Annotated in this window: 3 protein-coding genes; all 3 read right to left on the bottom strand. The window is 72.6% G+C overall.

The features are described from left to right. Window positions 1-918, bottom strand: coding sequence for a kinase (locus OG338_RS23935; protein WP_405939268.1), 918 nt, complete (start codon window positions 916-918; stop codon window positions 1-3). A 174-nt stretch (window positions 919-1,092) separates the two neighbouring features. Then, window positions 1,093-8,193 (bottom strand): amino acid adenylation domain-containing protein, encoded by a 7,101-nt coding sequence (locus OG338_RS23930; RefSeq protein WP_405939267.1) that lies wholly within the window; start codon window positions 8,191-8,193, stop codon window positions 1,093-1,095. Continuing rightward, window positions 8,190-19,541: an amino acid adenylation domain-containing protein gene (locus OG338_RS23925; protein WP_405939266.1), complete on the bottom strand. Its 11,352-nt coding sequence runs from the start codon at window positions 19,539-19,541 to the stop codon at window positions 8,190-8,192. Before OG338_RS23925 ends, OG338_RS23930 begins: the two co-directional genes overlap by 4 nt. Between the last annotated feature and the right edge of the window lie 8 nt (window positions 19,542-19,549).

The following is a 19,549-nucleotide window of genomic DNA, read 5'->3' as shown; positions in this document are numbered from 1 at the left end:
TCAGTCACCCGTCGTGTAGTTCCACTGCTCGTCGATGCCGCTGCCGCGCAGCAGTTCGCTCGCGGCCGCGACGTGCGCGTCGGCCTGCGGGTCGTCCCGGTCGAAGAGGAGCCCCGCGATGTCCCCGCTGTGCGCCACCTGTACACCGACCGCGCCGGAGGCGCGGGCGGCTTCGCGTATCCGGTCGAAGCCGGGGACCGGCAGGTGCCGCTGGTTGATCTCGGCGCTGGCCGTGGCCACGGCGCCGAGCAGTGCGCAGTCCTTCGTCTGTATGGCCTCGCGCAGCTGCCGGCGCAGCTCGGCGAACCGGTCGATCTCGGCCGCGTCGTAGCGGGCGGGCGGCAGGGTGAGCGTGTCGACGCCCTTGCCCCGGTTGGAGGGGCGGGAGCCGAAGCCCAGCACCCTGAGGGGCGGCATCCGGTAGCCGAAGTCCTCGATGACGGTGCCCTCGCGCTGCGCGAACAGCACCGTGGAGTCCTCGAACATCAGGGAGTCGGAGGCGGTCTCCGCGCGCACCGCGAGCCTGGCCACCTCGCGGGCCGGCAGCGGGGCGCAGAAGGCGTCCTTCACGGACCAGACGGCCGCCAGCACATCGCTGGTGGAGGAGCCGAACCCCCGGCACAGCGGGACGTCGCCCGCCAGCTCAAGGTGGCCGCCGACCGGTCCGGCGGCCGCCGGCACCACCGTCCGCACAGCCAGTTCGGCCGCGCGCCGCGCCTTGCTCCGCCACTCCGGCGACACGGTGACCGCGGCGCCGGGCGCCGGGGTGAAGGTCGCCCGGGTGGTGTGAATGGTGCAGGGCAGTGTCACCAGTCCCCGTACGAGTCCCTCGCGGCCGGTGAAGACACCTTGCAGAATCTCGCCGTGATGGACGGGGGCCGAGGCTGCCCCGACACGCCAGTCGGAATGATCCACCATGTCCTTGACTCTCTGTCGCCGATGAAGCCGTGGCCTGCGGACACCGTTACGCTATGGCGCGCGCACCCTCCGTTCCGGCGGCGGGAGCGGCAGGTTGGCGGCGGACCGGCGCCCGGACACGCGAAGGTGCCCGGACCCGCCGCATGGCAGATCCGGGCACCTGGTGGGACACGCCTAGCGGGACACCCCCTTGAGCTGTTCGGCCAGCACCTTGCCGATCTCGCGCAGCGGTTCGGTGCCCGTCATCGCCCAGTGCTCGCAGTCGATCTCGTACTCCTCGACCCGGCCGAGCACGTACGGCGCCCATGCCTCGGCGCCGGTGGCCGCGGCCGGCGTGCGGGCCGCGCCGAAGAAGACCGCCGGGCCGCTGAACCGCCGCTCCGGCACGTACCGGTAGCGCATCCGCAGGTGGGCCGCGGTGGCCTCGACGACGGCCGCCGCCTGCACCGGTTCCAGGGCGCCGAGGATCGGGTCCTCCCGCCGCAGCACCTCGGCGAGTTCGGCCGGGTCGGGTGCCGAGCGGGCGCACCGCACGTCGAGTTCGGCGCCCCGGGCGCCGAGGAACGCGGTGAGCACCTCGTGTCCGTCGACCGCCGGGGCGGTGAACCCGTCGGGCAGCGGGTGGGCGTCCAGCAGCGCGAGCAGCGCGACTTCTTCGCCGGCCTCCTCCAGCCGGGCCGCCACGGCGTGCGCGACCAGGCCGCCGAAGGACCAGCCCAGCAGGTGGTAGGGGCCGTGCGGCTGGACGGCGCGGATCTCGGCGAGGTAGTCGTCCGCCATGTCCGGCACGCTCGGCGGGCGGCCCGCCGGATCGGTCAGCTCCCGTGCCTGGAGCCCGTACAGCGGCCGGTCGCCGAGGTGCCGCAGCAGTCCGGCGTAGCACCAGCTCATCCCGGAGATCGGGTGGACGCAGAACAGCGGGGCCTGCCCGGGGTCCGCGGCGCCGGGGGCGGGCAGCGCGCGGATGGGCAGCATCGTCTCCAGCGGGTCCCCGCCGTTGTCGCGGTCGATGTGCTCCGCGAGCTGGGCCGGGGTGGGGTGCTGGAACAGGTCCCGGATGGTGACCGGGGTGCCCCAGACCGCACGGATGCGTCCGATGAGCCGGGTGGCGAGCATGGAGTGGCCGCCGAGGTGGAAGAAGTGGTCGTCGACGGAGACCGACGGCACCCCGAGCACCGCCGCGTACAGACCGCAGAGGATCTCCTCGGCCGGGGTGCGCGGCGCCCGCCCGGCGGCGGCCTCGGTGAGCGGTGGCTCGGGCAGGGCGCGCCGGTCCAGTTTGCCGTTGACGGTCAGCGGCAGCGCGTCCAGCGGGACGACGGCGGCGGGCACCATGTACTCGGGCAGGGCGGCCGCCGCGTGCCGGCGCAGCTCCGGTACGTCGATGGGCCGGTTCGTCGCGTCGGCGGCGACCGCGTAGGCCACCAGCCGTTTGTCGCCGGGCCGGTCCTCGCGGATCAGCACGGCGGCCTGGGCGACGTCGGGGTGGCGCAGCAGCACGGACTCGATCTCGCCGGGTTCTATGCGAAACCCGCGCAGTTTGATCTGCTGGTCGGCACGCCCCAGGTACTCCAGCGCGCCCTCCCTGCTCCAGCGTGCCAGGTCCCCGGTGCGGTACATGCGGCTGCCGGGCAGCCCGTGCGGGTCGGCGACGAACCGTTCGGCGCTGAGCGCGGGCCGTCCGACGTAGCCGTGGGCGAGGCCGTGCCCCGCCACGTACAGCTCGCCGGGGACGCCGGGCGGCAGGAGCCGCAGGTTTCCGTCGAGGACGTAGGCGTGCTTCCCGGCGATCGGCCGGCCGATGGGGATGGCGGGGGCCGGGCCGGTGATGCGGTGGGCGGTGGTGAAGCCCATGCTCTCGGCGGGGCCGTAGCCGTTGACCAGGTTCAGGTGGGGGTGGTCGGCGAGGGCGCGGGCGGTGTGGGCGGGTGAGGCGGCCTCGCCCGCCGTCATGGCCTCCCGTACCCGGGCGAAGACGGCCGGGTGCTCGTCCAGCATGTGGTTGAAGAGACTTGCCGACATTTGCAGGGTGGTGACCCCGTGTCGCTCCACCAGCTCCGCGATCTGGTGCGGGTCGGTGTGCTGGCCGGGCTGGAGCACGCAGACCCCGCCGTGCAGCAGGGGCCCGAACACCTCCAGCGCGAAGGCGTCCCAGGACACCGGGGAGCTCTGCAAGTACGTCTGTCCGGGGCCGAAGTCGAGGTAGTCCGGCCCGATGAAGGTGGCGGCGAGCGCCCGGTGCGAGGCGGCGACGCCCTTGGGCACACCGGTGGAGCCCGAGGTGAACATGACGCAGGCGGTGGCCTCCGGGTGTCCGCCGGTCTCCACGGCCGTGCCGGGCAGGGCGCTGACCGCCGGGGAGTCCTCGGTCAGGTCGATGCGGACGGTCCCGGTGGGCAGTTCGGTCAGGTGGCTCTGGGTGACCAGGGCGGACGGCCGGGTCTGGTCGAGCACGGTGGTGAGGCGGCCGGCCGGGAACTGCGGGTCGAGGACGGTGTAGCCGGCGCCCGCCTTCAGCACGGCGAGGATCGCGGCGATGAGGTGCGGTGAGCGTTCCAGGTGCAGGGCGACGAGGGTGCCGGGGGCCACGCCGCGCGTGGTCAGGTGCCGGGCCAGCCGGTTGGACCAGATGTCGAGTTCGGCGTAGGTCAGCCGCTGGTCCTCGTGGACCAGGGCGAGGGCGTTGGGGGTCCGGGCGGCCTGTGCGGCGAAGAGACCGTCCAGTCCGAGGACGGGGGCCGGCCGCTGTGCGCCGCTCCACTCCCGCACCTGGGCCCGCTCCCCGCCGGACAGGAACTCCAGTTCGGTGACCGGGAGTCCGGGGTCGGCGACGGCGGCGGCGAGCAGCCGCAGCAGCCGGTCGGCGGTCGCCTCGACGGTGCTCGCTTCGTAGAGGTCGGTGGCGTATTCGATGGTGACGTCGAGGCCGTCCGGCGCGCCGTCCGGGCCGCGCCGCTCGGCGAAGGCGAAGGTCAGGTCGAACTTCGACACCGAGGCTGAGGGGAAGAGGAACTCGCCGTCGAGACCGCCGATCCGGGGCGCATCCGCGGACGCCTCGCCGAGGGTGAGCATGACCTGGAAGAGGGCGTGCCGGGCGGCGGTGCGCTCGGGGTTCAGCGCCTCGACGAGCCGGTCGAACGGCAGGTCCTGATGGGCCCAGGCCGCGAGGTCGGTCTCCCGGACCCGGCGCAGCAGTTCGCGGAAGCTCGGGTCGCCGGCCAGGTCGGCGCGGAGCACCAGGGTGTTGACGAAGAACCCGACGACGTCGTCCAGTTGCTGGTCGGTGCGGCCGGCGACCGGGGAGCCGAGGGGCACGTCCGGTCCGGCCCCGGAGCGGGACAGCAGGGTGGAGACCGCGGCCTGAACGACCATGAAGAGGGTCGAGCCGGTCTCCTGGGCCAGCGCGGTCAGCGCCCGGTGCAGGGCCGCGTCGGTGTGGACGGTGTGGGTGCGGCCCCGGTTGGAGGCGGTGGCCGGGCGGGGGTGGTCGGTGGGCAGGGTCGCTTCCTCGGGGAGCCCGGCGAGGGCGTCCGTCCAGTGGGCGAGCTGCCGTTCCTCGTCGTCGCCGATCAGCCGCTGCTGCCAGAGCGCGTAGTCGGCGTACTGGACGGGCAGCTGCTCCCACTCGGGTGCGATGCCCTCGGTCCGGGCCGTGTAGGCGGCGGACAGGTCGCGGAACAGCGGTGCGTTGGACCAGCCGTCGGTGGCGATGTGGTGGATCACCAGGGACAGTACGTGTGCCTGCTCCCCCAGCCGGAAGAGCCGGGCCCGGAAGGGGAGTTCGCCCTTCAGGTCGAAGGTGTGCGCGGCCTCGGCGCCGAGCAGAGCCGGCAGGTCCGCTTCGGTGGCGGCGGTGAGCGGCAGGGTGACGGGCGCGCTCGGCAGGACCCGCTGCCAGGGGGTGTTGTCGTGCACCGGGTAGACCGTGCGCAGCGTCTCGTGCCGGGCGGCCAGGTCGGTGAGGGCGAGCCGCAGGGCGTCCGGGTCGAGGGCGCCGGTCAGCCGCAGCGCCATCGGGATGTTGTAGGTGGCCGAGGGCCCCTCCATCTGGTCCAGGAACCAGAGCCGCTGCTGCGCGGAGGAGAGCGGGACGCGCCCGGGCCGTTCCTGGGGTGCGAGGGCGGGGCGGCGGACGCCGCCCTCGGCCTCGGCGAGCCGTTCGGCGAGCAGCGCGACGGTCGGGCAGCGGAACAGGTCGCGGATGGTGATGTCGGCGTCCCACACGGCGCGGATGCGGCTGATGAGGCGGGTGCCGAGCAGTGAGTGGCCGCCGCGGTGGAAGAAGTGGTCGTCGATGGTGGCCGAGGGCAGTCCGAGGACCGCCGCGAACAGCCCGCACAGCACTTCCTCGGCCGGGTTGCGCGGGGCGCGGCCGCCGCCGTCCGTGCTCTGCGCGGGTGCGGGCAGCGCGCGCCGGTCGACCTTGCCGTTGGTGGTCAGCGGCAGCGCGTCGAGCACCACGAAGGCGGACGGGACCATGTAGTCGGGCAGTGCGGCGGAGACCTCCCGCTGCACCTCCTCCGGGTCGGGCCGGTTGTCCCGGGTGCCGACCAGGTAGGCGACGAGCCGCTTGTCCCCGGGGCGGTCCTCGCGGACGATCACGGTGGCCTGGGCGACGGCCGGGTGCGCGGTGAGGGCGCTCTCGATCTCGCCGGGCTCGATGCGGAAGCCGCGCAGCTTGACCTGCTGGTCGGCCCGGCCCAGGTATTCCAGGGAGCCCTCGTGGTTCCAGCGGACCAGGTCGCCGGTGCGGTACATCCGGGTGCCGGCGGCACCGAACGGGTCGGCCACAAAGCGTTCCGCGGTGAGGCCGGGCCGGTTCAGATAGCCCTGGGCGAGCCCGGCGCCCGCCACATACAGTTCGCCCGGTGTGCCGGGCGGCACCAGCCGCAGCGCCGGGTCGAGTACGTAGAGCCGGTGGTTGTCGAGGGGTTCGCCGATCGGGACGGTGCCCGGATAGTCGCAGGGGCGGTGCACCCGGTGGGTGGCGGCGAAGGTGGTGGTCTCGGTGGGCCCGTAGCCGTTGACGACCGTGGTGTCCGGGCAGTGTTCCTGGATACGGTGCACCGCCTCGGGCGGCACCACGTCACCACCCGCCCACACCTCCCGGACCCCGGCGAAGGTCTCCGGGGCCTCCTCGGCAAGCACCCGGAACAGGCCGGCCGTCAGCCACATGGAGGTGATGTTGTAGGTGTCGGCCAGGTCCTTGTAGGCCGTGGGGTCGAGATGGCCGGACGGGGCGACGACGAGGGTGCCGCCGTTGAGCCACGGCACCCATATCTCGTACGTGGAGGCGTCGAAGGCGGCCGGCGAGTGGAACAGCACCCTGCGGTGGGCACCGCCGGTGTACATCCGCTGCCGGGCCAGGTCGGCGACGTTGCGGTGGGTCACCGCGACACCCTTCGGGACGCCGGTCGAACCCGAGGTGAACATGGCGTACACCGGCTCGTCGGGGTGGGCGCCGGTGACCGGCGGGGTGACCGGCAGGTCCGCGGGGAGCTCGGTGCCCTCCAGGACGACGACGCGGGCCGCGGTCGAGGCGGCGACCGGGTGGTCGGCGAGCGCCCGGTCCGTGAGCAGCACGGGGGCGCCCGTGTCGGTGAGGATCTGGCTCAGCCGGGTGTCGGGGTCGGTGGTGTTCAGCGGCGCGTACACCGCGCCCGCCTTGACGATCGCGAGCAGCGCGGTGAGCAGCCCGGCGGAGCGTTCCATGAGGACGCCGACCACGTCGCCGCGGCCGATGCCGAGGGAGATCAGGTGGTGCGCCAGCCGGTTGGTCAGCTCGTCCAGTTCGCGGTAGCTGTGGTCCTCGTACTCGTCGACCATGGCGACGGCGTCCGGGGTGCGGGCGGCCTGCGCGGAGAACAGTTCGGCGAGGCCCGTGTCCGGCGCCTCGGTGACCTGGCCGGCCCACTCCTCCAGGAGCAGCCGGCGTTCGTGCTCGCCCAGCAGGTCCAGCACGGACAGCGGGGTGTCCGGGGAGGTCAGCACCGCTTCGAGCAGTCGCCGCAGCCGGGCCATCAGGGCCTCGACGGTGCGGGCCTCGTACAGGTCGGTGGCGTACTCGATGGTGATGTCCAGGCCGTCGGGCCGCCCGTCGCCGGTGCGGTGCTCGGCGAAGCCGAAGGTCAGGTCGAACTTGGCGATCTGGAGTTCGTTGTACTCGGTCCGGGCGTCCAGGCCGGGGAAGCCGACCGCGTTCGAGCCGGCCTCGCCCAGGGTCAGCATGACCTGGAACAGCGGGTGCCGGGACGCCGAACGCTCCGGGTTGAGGACCTCCACCAGCCGGTCGAACGGCAGGTCCTGGTTGTTCCAGGCCGCCAGGTCGGTGGCGCGTACGCGGCCCAGCAGATCCCGGAAGCTCGGGTCGCCGGACAGATCGGTGCGCAGCACCAGGGTGTTGACGAAGAATCCGACCAGTCCGTCCAGGGCCTCGTCGATGCGCCCGGAGACCGGGGAGCCGAGGGCGATGTCGGAGCCGGCGCCGGTGCGGGACAGCACCGTGGCGACCGCGGCCTGGACCGCCATGAAGAGGGTGGCCCCCGACTCCCGGGCCAGCGCGGTGAGTCCGCTGTGCTGGTCGGCCGGGAGGTGCTGGGTGCACAGCGCCCCCCGGTAGGAGGCGGCGGCCGGCCGGGGCCGGTCGGCGGGCAGCGTGGTCTCCTCCGGCAGCCCCGTCAACGCTTCCTGCCAGAAGGCAAGTTGGCGGGAGGCGGTGGAATCCGGTTTGTCGGGGTCGCCGAGCAGTTCCTGCTGCCACAGCGTGTAGTCGGCGTACTGCACCGGCAGCGGCTCCCCGTCGGGGGCCGCGCCCCGGGCACGCGCCCCGTAGGCGGCGGCGAGGTCGGTGAGGAGCGGGCCGGTGGAGCCGCCGTCGGTGACGATGTGGTGCATGACGACCAGCAGGACGTGTTCCTGCTCGGCGAGCGCGATCAGCCGGGCCCGGATCGGCAGGTCCTCTGCGAGGTGGAAGACCTGGGCCGACTCGTCGGCGAGGACGGCGGCCAGGGAATCCTCGGCGGCCGACACCACGGGGAGCGGGAAGTCCACCTCGTTCTCGTCGAGAATGTGCTGGTAGGGGGTTCCGTTGTCGTCCGGGAAAAGGGTGCGCAGGCTCTCGTGCCGGGCGATGACGTCGGTCAGCGCGGCCCGCAGCGCGTCCTGGTCGAGCGCCCCGGTCAGCCGGACGGCGAGCGGGATGTTGTAGGTGGTCGAGGGCCCCTCCATCTGCGCGAGGAACCACAGACGCTGCTGGGCGAAGGACAAGGGGATCACTTGGTCGCTCCCATCCGGCGCATCGGCCGCAGTTTGGGCCTTGCGGCCTCGGCGCCGTCGAGCTTTTCGACAAGCGTTGCCACGATCGGGTTCTCGAAGAGGGTCGCCACGGAGACCTCGACCCCCAGCGCGCTACGAATCCGGCCGATCAGCCGGGTGGCGAGCAGCGAGTGCCCGCCGAGGTGGAAGAAGTGGTCGTCGACGGTGACGACCGGGAGGCCCAGGATCTCGGCGAACAGCCCGCAGAGCACCTCCTCCTTCGGGGTGCGCGGCGCACGCCCGGCCGGGGCCTCATCAGGCGCCTCCGGTGCGGGCAGGGCCTTGCGGTCGACCTTGCCGTTGGCGGTGAGCGGGATCGCGTCGAGCACCGTCAGTGCGGACGGAACCATGTATTCGGGGAGCAGCTTCGCGGTGTGCCGCCGCACGTCCGCGAGGTCGACCGGCGCGCCGTCCTGGGCGGTGAGGTAGGCGACGAGGCGTTTGTCGCCGGGGCGGTCCTCGCGTACGGAGACCACCGCCTGCCCCACGGACGGGTGGCCGGCGAGCACGGACTCGATCTCACCCATCTCGATACGGAAACCACGCAGCTTGACCTGCTGGTCCGCCCGGCCCAGGTACTCCAGGGAGCCGTTGCGGTCCCACCGGACGAGGTCGCCTGTGCGGTACATCCGCTCGCCGGCCGGGCCGTAAGGGTCGGCGACAAAGCGGTCCGCCGTCAGTGACGGACGGTCCAGATACCCCTGCGCCAGACCAGCACCCGAGATGTACAACTCCCCCGGCGTGCCCGGCGCCACCAGGCGCAAGCCCGCGTCCAGTACGTACAGGCGGTGGTTGTCCAACGCCCGCCCGATCGGCACCGCACCCGAACCCGCGAGCACCTCCTCCACACGGTGCGTCGCCGCGAACGTGGTGGTCTCTGTCGGCCCGTAGCCGTTGACCACCGCGATACCAGGATTACGGTCCAGCACCCGCCGCACCGCCTCCGGCGGCACCACATCACCCCCGGCCCACACCTCCGAAACACCGGCGAACGTCTCCGGCGCCTCCTCCGCCACCAACCGGAACAGCCCGGCCGTCAGCCACAACGCCGAAACACCGTGCTCCGCGATCAGCCGCCCGTAAACCACAGGATCCAGATGCCCCGCCGGGGCCACCACCACCGTGCCACCCGACAGCAACGGCACCCACAACTCATACGTCGACGCATCGAACGCCAACGGCGAGTGCAACAACACCCGACGATGCGCACCATTCGCATACATCAACTGCCGCGCCAGATCCGCCACATTACGGTGCGTCACCGCCACACCCTTGGGCACACCCGTCGAACCCGACGTGAACATCGCATACACCACCTGATCCGGATGCACCCACACACCCGGATCAGCGGCATCAGCGGGAATCACTCCACGCGTCAGCACCTTGACACCCGCCGGCAACCGCAGCTCGCCCAGGTCGCGGTCCGTGACCAGGAACCCAACATCCGACTGCCCGACCACCAACTCCACGCGTTCCATCGGGTAGCGGGTGTCCAACGGAACGTAAACCGCCCCCGCCTTCACCACGCCAAGCGTCGCCACCACGGCATCCAACGACCGCTCCTGGAACAACGCGACCCGGCTCCCCGGCACCACGCCCTCCCCGATCAGCCGACGCGCGAACGCATTCGCCCGACCGTCCAACTCCCGGAACGTCAACTCCTCACCGCCCCCGACCAACGCCACCGCATCCGGAGTACGAGCCACCTGAGCCGCGAACAACTCACCCAACCCCGCACCCGCATCCTCCGTGACCGCACCCGCACGCCCCGCGAGCAACAACTCCCGCTCATCGGACGACAGCAACTCGATCTCGGTGAAGGGCGTTTCAGGGTCTTCCGTCACCGCCTCCAGGAGCCGGACGAGCCGGTTGGCGCTCGCCTCCACGGTGCTCGCGTCGAACAGGTCGGTGGCGTACTCAACGGTGATGTCCAGGCCGTCCGGCGCACCGTCCGGGCCCCGGTTCTCGGCGAAGCCGAAGGTGAGGTCGAACTTGGCGATCTCCACCTTGGAGAACTCGTACGCCGTTGCCAGGCCCGGGAGTTCGGGCGGTTCGGCGCTCGTGTCCCCGAGGGTCAGCATGACCTGGAAGAGCGGGTGCCGTGCGGGGGTGCGCTCCGGGTTGAGGATCTCCACCAGCCGGTCGAACGGCAGGTCCTGATGGGACCAGGCCGCGAGGTCGGTCTCCCGCACCCGGTGCAGCAGCTCGCGGAAGGTCGGATCACCGCTCAGATCGGTCCGCAGCACCAGCGTGTTGACGAAGAAGCCGACGAGGTCGTCCAGTTGCTGGTCGGTGCGGCCTGCGACCGGGGAGCCCAGCGGCACGTCGTACCCGGCGCCGGAGCGGGCCAGCAGGGCGGACACGGCGGCCTGGGCGACCATGAACAGGCTCGTACCGGTGTCCAGGGCCAGCGAGGTGAGGGCCCGGTGCAGGGCCGCGCCGGTACGCACGGTGCAGGTGCTGCCGCGGTTGGACGCGGTGGCCGGCCGCGGACGGTCGGCGGGCAGGGTGGCCTGCTCGGGCAGGTCGGCCAGGGTCCGGCGCCAGAAGTCGCGCTGGCGCTCCTCGTCGTCCGCCATGAGCTGCTGCTGCCAGAGCGCGTAGTCGGCGTACTGCACCGGCAGCGGCTGCCAGTTCGGCTCGCGGCCCTCGGTGCGCGCCGCGTAGGCGGCGGACAGGTCGCGGAACAGCGGTGCGTTGGACCAGCCGTCGGAGGCGATGTGGTGGATCACCAGCAGCAGGACGTGGTCCTCCTCGCCGAGCCGGAAGAGGCCCGCCCGCAGCGGGAAGCCCGCCGCGAGGTCGAAGGCCGTGGCGGAGAGTTCCGCCAGCCCGGCCGCGAGGGTGTCCGGGGTGACCGGCAGCACCGGCAGCTCCACGGGCTGCGGGGCGCGCACCTCCTGGTACGCCTTGCCGTCGTGGACGGGGAAGACGGTGCGCAGGCTCTCGTGCCGGGTCACCAGGTCGGTCAGGGCCTGCCGCAGCGCGCCGACGTCCGGCGCCCCGGTCAGCCGCAGCGCCATCGGGATGTTGTAGGTGGCCGAGGGCCCCTCCATCTGGTCCAGGAACCACAGCCGCTGCTGCGCGGAGGAGAGCGGGACGCGCTCCGGACGCTCGGCGGCCCGGGTCAGCGCGGCCCGGGGCGCCTCGCCGCTGCTCTCGGCGATGCGCTCGGTGACCCGCTCGCCGAGGGCGACCACGGTCGGGTACCGGAACAGGTCCTTGACGCCGAGCTGCACCCCGAACGCCTGCCGGATGCGGCTGATGAGCCGGGTGCCGAGCAGCGAGTGGCCGCCGCGGTGGAAGAAGTGGTCGTCGATGGTGGCCGAGGGCAGTCCGAGGACCGCCGCGAACAGCCCGCACAGGATCTCCTCCCGCGGGTTGCGCGGGGCGCGTCCGACGACGTCGTCCACGACCTGCGGCGCGGGCAGCGCGCGCCGGTCGATCTTGCCGTTGGCGGTGAGCGGGATCGCGTCGAGCAGCACGAAGGCGGCGGGGACCATGTACTCGGGCAGCGCCTCCGCGGTGTGCCGGCGCAGGTCGCCCAGGTCGACGCCGCTCTCGGAGGTCACCAGGTAGGCGACGAGCCGCTTGTCCCCGGGGCGGTCCTCGCGGACGATCACGGTGGCCCGCACGACGGCCGGGTGCGCGGTGAGCGCGGTCTCGATCTCGCCCAGCTCGATGCGGAAGCCGCGCAGCTTGACCTGCTGGTCGACGCGGCCCAGGTATTCCAGGGAGCCGTTCCGGTCCCAGCGGACCAGGTCGCCGGTGCGGTACATCCGGGTGCCCGGGGCGCCGAACGGGTCGCCGACGAAGCGCTCGGCGGTCAGCGCCGGGCGGCCCACGTAGCCGCGCGCCAGTCCGGCACCGGCGATGTACAGCTCGCCGGGCGCGCCCGCCGGCACGGGCTGGAGCGCCGGGTCGAGTACGTAGAGCCGGTGGTTGTCGAGGGGTTCGCCGATCGGGACGGTGCCCGGGTAGTCGCAGGGGCGGTGCACCCGGTGGGTGGCGGCGAAGGTGGTGGTCTCGGTGGGCCCGTAGCCGTTGACGACCGTGGTGTCCGGGCAGTGTTCCTGGATACGGTGCACCGCCTCGGGCGGCACCACGTCACCGCCCGCCCACACCTCCCGGACGGTCGCGAACGCCTGCGGCACCTCCTCGGCGAGCACCCGGAACAGGCCCGCCGTCAGCCACAGGCTGGTGATCTCGTTCCGGGCGAGCAGACCGCCCAGGGTGTCGGCCTCCAGGTGCCCGGGAGGTGCGACGACCACCGTGCCGCCGGTCAGCCACGGAATCCAGACCTCGTAGGTGGAGGCGTCGAAGGTGTGCGGGGAGTGGAAGAGGACCCTGCGGTGGGCCTCGCCCGCGTACATCCGCTGCCGGGCCAGGTCGGCGACGTTGCGATGGGTCACCGCGACGCCCTTCGGGACGCCGGTCGAACCCGAGGTGAACATGACGTACAGCCACTGGTCGGGGTGGGTGGCCATGCCCGGCCGGCGCACGGGGCGGCCGGAGAGCTCCTTGGCGTCGACCACCAGGCCCCGTTCCCGGGCGGTGGTGACGAGGGTGTGGTCGGCCAGCGCCCGGTCGGTGATCAGGACCGGCGCGTCCAGTTCGCCGAGGATCTGGGCGTGCCGGGTGTCCGGGTCGGCCGGGTTGAGGGGCGCGTAGGCGCCGCCCGCCTTGACGATCGCGAGCATGGCGACGAGGAGGTCGACGGAGCGTTCCATCATCACGGCGACGACGGACTCCGGGCCGACCCCGAGGCCGGTCAGCCGGGTCGCGAACCGGTCGCTCTCGGCGTGGAGTTCGGCGTACGTGAAGGTGCGCTCGTCCGATGCCACCGCGACCGCGTCCGGGGTGCGGGCCACCTGCGCGGCGAACAGCTCCGCGAGACCGGCCTCGGGCAGGGCGCCGTCGGTGACCGGGCCCGCGCCCAGCTCCAGCAGCCGCTCCCGCTCCTCGGGCCCAGTGAACTCCAGCTGCGAGACGGGCAGTTCCGGGGCGGCGACGGCGGACCCGAGCAGCCGCACCAAGCGGTCGGTGAGCCCTTCGACGGTCCGCGCCTCGTACAGGTCCGTCGCGTACTCGACGGCCACCTCCAGACCGTCCGGCCGGCCGTCGGGTGTGCGGTGCTCGTGGAAGGAGAAGGTCAGGTCGAACTTGGCGATCTCCAGCGGGGTGAAGCCCGACTCGGTGTGCACGCCGGAGAGTTCGAGCACCGGCTTGGCGGCGTCCTGGAGGGTGAGCGCGACCTGGAACAGCGGGTGCCGGGCGGTGCTGCGCTCGGGGTTGAGGATCTCCACCAGCCGGTCGAACGGCAGTTCCTGGTGGGCCCACGCGGCGAGGTCGGTCTCCCGGACCCGGCCGAGCAGTTCGCGGAAGGTCGGGTCCCCTTCGACGTCGGTGCGCAGCACCAGGCTGTTGACGAAGAAGCCGACGAGGTCGTCCAGGCGCTGGTCGGTACGGCCGGCGATCGGCGCCCCGATCGGGAGGTCCGTGCCGGCGCCGGAGCGGGCCAGCGCGGTCGCCACCGCGGCCTGGACCACCATGAAGAGCGTGGTGCCGGTCTCCTGGGCCAGCCGGGTCAGCCCCTCGTGCAGCTCGCCCGGGCACCGGACGGCGTGCGTGGCACCGCGGAAGGTCGCGGTCGCCGGGCGCGGGCGGTCGGAGGGAAGGGTGGCCTCCTCCGGCAGCTCCCCCAGGGTCCGCCGCCAGAATTCGGCCTGCCGCTCGCCGTCCGCGGCCAGCAGTTCCTCCTGCCAGAGGGTGTAGTCGGCGTACTGCACCGGCAGCGGCTCCCACGCGGGGGCCAGGCCCTCGGCGCGGGCGGCGTAGGCGGTGCCCATGTCCCGCAGGAAGGGCGCCGTGGACCAGCCGTCCGAGACGATGTGGTGCATGACGACGAGCAGCACGTGATCCCGTGGACCGGTGCGGAAGAGCGCCGCGCGCAGCGGGAGTTCGGCCGCCAGGTCGAAGGTGCGGGCGGCCTCCGCGCCGAGCAGGTCGTCCAGGGTGTGTTCCTCGGCGGGCACGACCGGCAGGTCGAGGCGGATCTCGCCGGCCGGCAGCACGACCTGCCCGGCCTCGCCGTCCGTCGCCGAGAACAGTGTGCGCAGGCTCTCGTGGCGTACGACGGTGTCGGTCAGCGCGAGCCGCAGCGCCTCGGTGTCCACGGCCCCGGTGAGCCGCATCGCGAGCGGGATGTTGTAGGTGGCCGAGGGCCCTTCCAGCTGGTCCAGGAACCACAGCCGGCGCTGCCCGAACGACAGCGGCACCCGCTCGGGCCGGGCGGCCGGCCGCAGCGCCGGGCGTTGCACGTCGTCGTCGGCCCGCGCCTCGACCAGCTCGGCGAGCGCGGCCGGGGTGGGCCCCTGGAACAGGTCCTTGACCGTGATGCCCACGCCGAACGCCTCCCGGACCCGGCTGATGAGCCGGGTGGCGAGCAGCGAGTGCCCGCCGAGGTGGAAGAAGTGGTCCTCGACGGTGACGACCGGGAGGCCCAGGATCTCCGCGAACAGCCCGCACAGCAGCTCCTCGCCCGGCGTGCGCGGCGCGCGCCCGTCCCCGGCGTCCTGACCGACCGCCGGTGCGGGCAGGGCCTTGCGGTCGACCTTGCCGTTGGCGGTGAGCGGGATCGCGTCCATCGGCACGAAGACGGACGGCACCATGTACTCGGGCAGCAGGGCGGCGGCATACCGGCGCAGCTCGTTGAGGTCGAGGCCGTCGCCCACGATGTGCGCGACGAGGCGTTTGTCGCCGGGGCGGTCCTCGCGTACGGAGACCACCGCCTGCCCCACGGACGGGTGGCCGGCGAGCACGGACTCGATCTCACCCATCTCGATACGGAAACCACGCAGCTTGACCTGCTGGTCCGCCCGGCCCAGGTATTCAAGCGCACCCTGACCGTTCCAACGCACCAGGTCGCCTGTGCGGTACATCCGCTCGCCGGCCGGGCCGTAGGGGTCGGCGACGAAACGGTCCGCCGTCAGTGACGGACGGTCCAGATACCCCTGCGCCAGACCAGCACCCGAGATGTACAACTCCCCCGGCGTGCCCGGCGCCACCAGGCGCAGCCCCGCGTCCAGTACGTACAGGCGGTGGTTGTCCAACGCCCGCCCGATCGGCACCGCACCCGAACCCGCGAGCACCTCCTCCACACGGTGCGTCGCCGCGAACGTGGTGGTCTCTGTCGGCCCGTAGCCGTTGACCACCGCGATACCAGGATTACGGTCCAGCACCCGCCGCACCGCCTCCGGCGGCACCACATCACCCCCGGCCCACACCTCCGAAACACCGGCGAACGTCTCCGGCGCCTCCTCCGCCACCAACCGGAACAGCCCGGCCGTCAGCCACAACGCCGAAACACCGTGCTCCGCGATCAGCCGCCCGTAAACCACAGGATCCAGATGCCCCGCCGGGGCCACCACCACCGTGCCACCCGACAGCAACGGCACCCACAACTCATACGTCGACGCATCGAACGCCAACGGCGAGTGCAACAACACCCGACGATGCGCACCATTCGCATACATCAACTGCCGCGCCAGATCCGCCACATTACGGTGCGTCACCGCCACACCCTTGGGCACACCCGTCGAACCCGACGTGAACATCGCATACACCACCTGATCCGGATGCACCCACACACCCGGATCAGCGGCATCAGCGGGAATCACTCCACGCGTCAGCACCTTGACACCCGCCGGCAACCGCAGCTCCCCCAGGTCGCGGTCCGTGACCAGGAACCCAACATCCGACTGCCCGACCACCAACTCCACGCGTTCCATCGGGTAGCGCGTGTCCAACGGAACGTAAACCGCCCCCGCCTTCACCACACCCAGCGTCGCCACCACGGCATCCAACGACCGCTCCTGGAACAACGCGACCCGGCTCCCCGGCACCACGCCCTCCCCGATCAGCCGACGCGCGAACGCATTCGCCCGACCGTCCAACTCCCGGAACGTCAACTCCTGCCCGCCCCCGACCAACGCCACCGCATCCGGAGTACGAGCCACCTGAGCCGCAAACAGCTCACCCAACCCCGCACCCGCATCCTCCGTGACCGCACCCGCACGCCCCGCGAGCAACAACTCCCGCTCATCGGACGACAGCAGATCCAGTTCGCCGACCGGAACGTCCGGTGTGCCGGCCGCCGCGTGCAGCAGGCGCAGGAGGCGTTCGGCGCTCGCCTCGATCGCGTCGGCGTCGTAGAGGTCGGTGGCGTACTCGACGGTGATGTCCAGGCCGCCGGGGGTGCCGTCCGGGCCGCGGTGCTCGGCGAAGGAGAAGGTCAGGTCGAACTTGGCGGCCCGCAGCCAGGTGAACTCGGCCTCGGTGTCCAGCCCGTCGGCGGTCAGGGTCGGGGTCGCCGCGTCCGTCAGGGTCAGCATCACCTGGAACAGGGGATGCCGGGACGCGGACCGCTCCGGGTTCAGGACCTCCACCAGCCGGTCGAACGGCAGGTCCTGGTGGGCCCAGGCCGCGAGGTCGGTCGCCCGTACCCGGGTGAGCAGTTCGCGGAAGGTCGGGTCACCGCTCAGGTCGGTCCGCAGCACCAGGGTGTTGACGAAGAAGCCGACGAGGTCGTCCAGTTGCTGGTCGGTGCGGCCGGCGATCGGGGAGCCCACGGGGATGTCCGTGCCTGCGCCGGACCGCGACAGCAGGGTCGACACCGCGGCCTGCGCCACCATGAACACCGAGGCCCCGGACTCGCGGGCCAGCGCGGCGAGCGCCGCGTGCACCCCGGGCGGGCAGTGCACGGTGTGTGTGGCACCGCGGTAGGAGGCGACGGCGGGGCGCGGGCGGGTGGCCGGCAGCGTCGCCTCGTCCGGCAGGTCCGCCAGCGCGGTCCGCCAGTGGTCGAGCTGTTCCTCCTCGCAGCCCCGTAGCAGCTCCTCCTGCCAGAGGGTGTAGTCGGCGTACTGCACCGGCAGCGGCTCCCAGGCGGGCCGCTGGCCGCGCGCACGGGTGGTGTAGGCGGTGGAGAGGTCCCGCATCAGGGGCTGGTAGGACCAGCCGTCCGACACGATGTGGTGCATCACCACCAGCAGCAGGTGTTCGCGCCGGCTGAGGCTGAAAAGGTGGGCCCGCAGCGGGAGTTCACCGGCCAGGTCGAAGGACCGGGCGGCTTCGGCGGCCAGCAGTCCCGGCGCCGCCGTGGCGTCCGTTGCGGTGACCGCGAGTTCGACGTGGGCGGCGTCCGCGGGCAGCACGCGCTGCCGGGCTCCGGCGGTGCCGGCGACGAAGACGGTGCGCAGGCTCTCGTGCCGGGCGACCACGTCGGTGAAGGCCGACTCCAGTGCACGCACGTCGAGTTCACCGCGTACCCGGACCGTCAGCGGGATGTTGTAGGTGGCCGAGGGACCCTCCAGCTGGTCCAGGAACCACAGCCGTTGCTGGGCCGCCGACAGCGGGAGGAGATCGGGCCGTCCTTCGGCCGCGGTCAGTTCGGGGCGGCCGGGCCCGCCGGTCGCGGAGGTGATGTGCTCGGCGAGCCGGGCGACCGTCGGATACTCGAAGAACTCCTTCAGCGAGAGCTGGACGCCGAGGGACGTCCGCACCCGGCTGACCAGGCGGGTGGCGAGCAGCGAGTGGCCGCCGACATTGAAGAAGTCGTCGTCGATCCCGACCGAGGGCACGCCCAGGACATGGGCGAACAGGCCGCCCAGGACCTCCTCGACTCCGTTGCGGGCGGTGCGGCCGTCCGCCCTGGTGGCGGTGGCGGGCACCGGCAGGGCCCGCCGGTCCAGCTTGCCGTTGGCGGTCAGCGGCAGCGCGTCGAGCGGCACGACCGCCGACGGGACCATGTACTCGACCAGTTCACCGGCGGCGTACCGGGTCAGCGCGGCGGGGTCGACGCTCTGACCGGCGGCCGGGACGACATAGGCGACCAGGCGCTTGTCACCGGGGCGGTCCTCGCGGACGATCACGGCGGCCTGGACCACGGAGGGGTGGTGGGTGAGGACCGTCTCGATCTCGCCGGGCTCGATGCGGTTGCCGCGCAGCTTGATCTGCTGGTCGGCGCGGCCCTGGAAGACGATCTCGCCGTGCTCGTTCCAGGCGGCGAGGTCGCCGGTGCGGTACATGCGGCTGCCGGCCGGGCCGTACGGGTCGGCGGTGAAGCGTTCGGCGGTGGTGCCGGGGCGGCGGCTGTAGCCCTGCGCGAGGTGCGGCCCCGCGACGTACAGTTCACCGGTCTCGCCGGGTGCGGTGTGCCGCAGTCCGGCGTCGAGCACGTACATCGAGGTGTTCGCCATCGGCACGCCGAGGTGCAGCCGCTCCAGGGTGCGCGTCTCGGGGTCGAACGCCTGGTAGCTGCAGAAAACGGTCGCCTCGGTGGGGCCGTACACGTGCACGACCCGGGTGTCCGGGCAGGTGTCGAGGACGTGGCGCAGCGCGGTCGCCGACAGCACGTCGCCGCCGGTCCAGATCTCGCGGAGCCGGCCCAGCGCCCCGACGGCCTCGCCGGCCATCGCGTCGAACAGGGCGGTGGTGAAGTAGGCGGCGGTGACGCCGTGGCGGACCACGGCGTCGGCGAGCTCCCCGAGGTCGATCTTCGGGGCGGACAGGACGACGGCCAGCCCGCCGCGCAGCAGCGGCACCCACAGCTCGTACGTCGAGGAGTCGAAGGCCAGCGGCGAGTAGGCGAGGACCCGCTCATGGGCGGCGGTGCCGAAGCCGGGATCGAGGGCCAGCTCCACCACGTTGCGGTGGGTGTTGACGACCCCCTTGGGAGTGCCTGTGGAGCCGGAGGTGAACATGACGTACAGCGGCTGGTCGGGGTGGATCTCGACGTCCGGCGCGGGCAGCGCCGGGTGTGCCAGCACGCCGGCGTCGTCCACCCGCAGGACGGGCCGTTCGCCTACGAAGGCGGTCTCCGTGGTCTCGTGACGGTCCGTCACCAGCATGACGGCGGAGGTGTTGTCCAGGATCCAGCTCTGCCGCTCGGCGCGCTGGCGCGGGTCCAGCGGCACATACACGCCGCCGGCCTTGAGCACGGCCAGCACGGTCACCACATACGCCGCGGACCGGTCGAAGAGCAGGCCGACCGCGTCGGCCGGGCGCACCCCGGCGGCGGCCAGCCGGTGCGCCAGCGCGTCGGACGCGGCGTCCAGCTCCCGGTAGGTGATCTCGCGGTCCCCGGCCACCAGGGCGACCCCGTCCGGGGTGCGGGCCGCCTGCGCGCCGAACATCCCGTGCAGGGTTCCGACGGGGAGGTCGGCCGCGGTGTCGTTGTACGCGCTGACGCGGGCGGCCGTGCTGTCGGCGCCCTGGGGATTACGCGGTTCGGCTTGCTGAGGGGACATCTCGACAC

The sequence above is a fragment of the Streptomyces sp. NBC_00726 genome, from assembly GCF_045161735.1.
Classification (GTDB): domain Bacteria; phylum Actinomycetota; class Actinomycetes; order Streptomycetales; family Streptomycetaceae; genus Streptomyces.
This window is presented reverse-complemented; position numbering and strand designations above follow the sequence as displayed.

Excerpts from the sequence above, each read along its gene's own strand:
- OG338_RS23935 (WP_405939268.1), bottom strand. The coding sequence starts at position 918 with ATGGTGGATCATTCCGACTGGCGTGTCGGGGCAGCCTCGGCCCCCGTC.
- OG338_RS23925 (WP_405939266.1), bottom strand. The coding sequence starts at position 19,541 with ATGTCCCCTCAGCAAGCCGAACCGCGTAATCCCCAGGGCGCCGACAGC.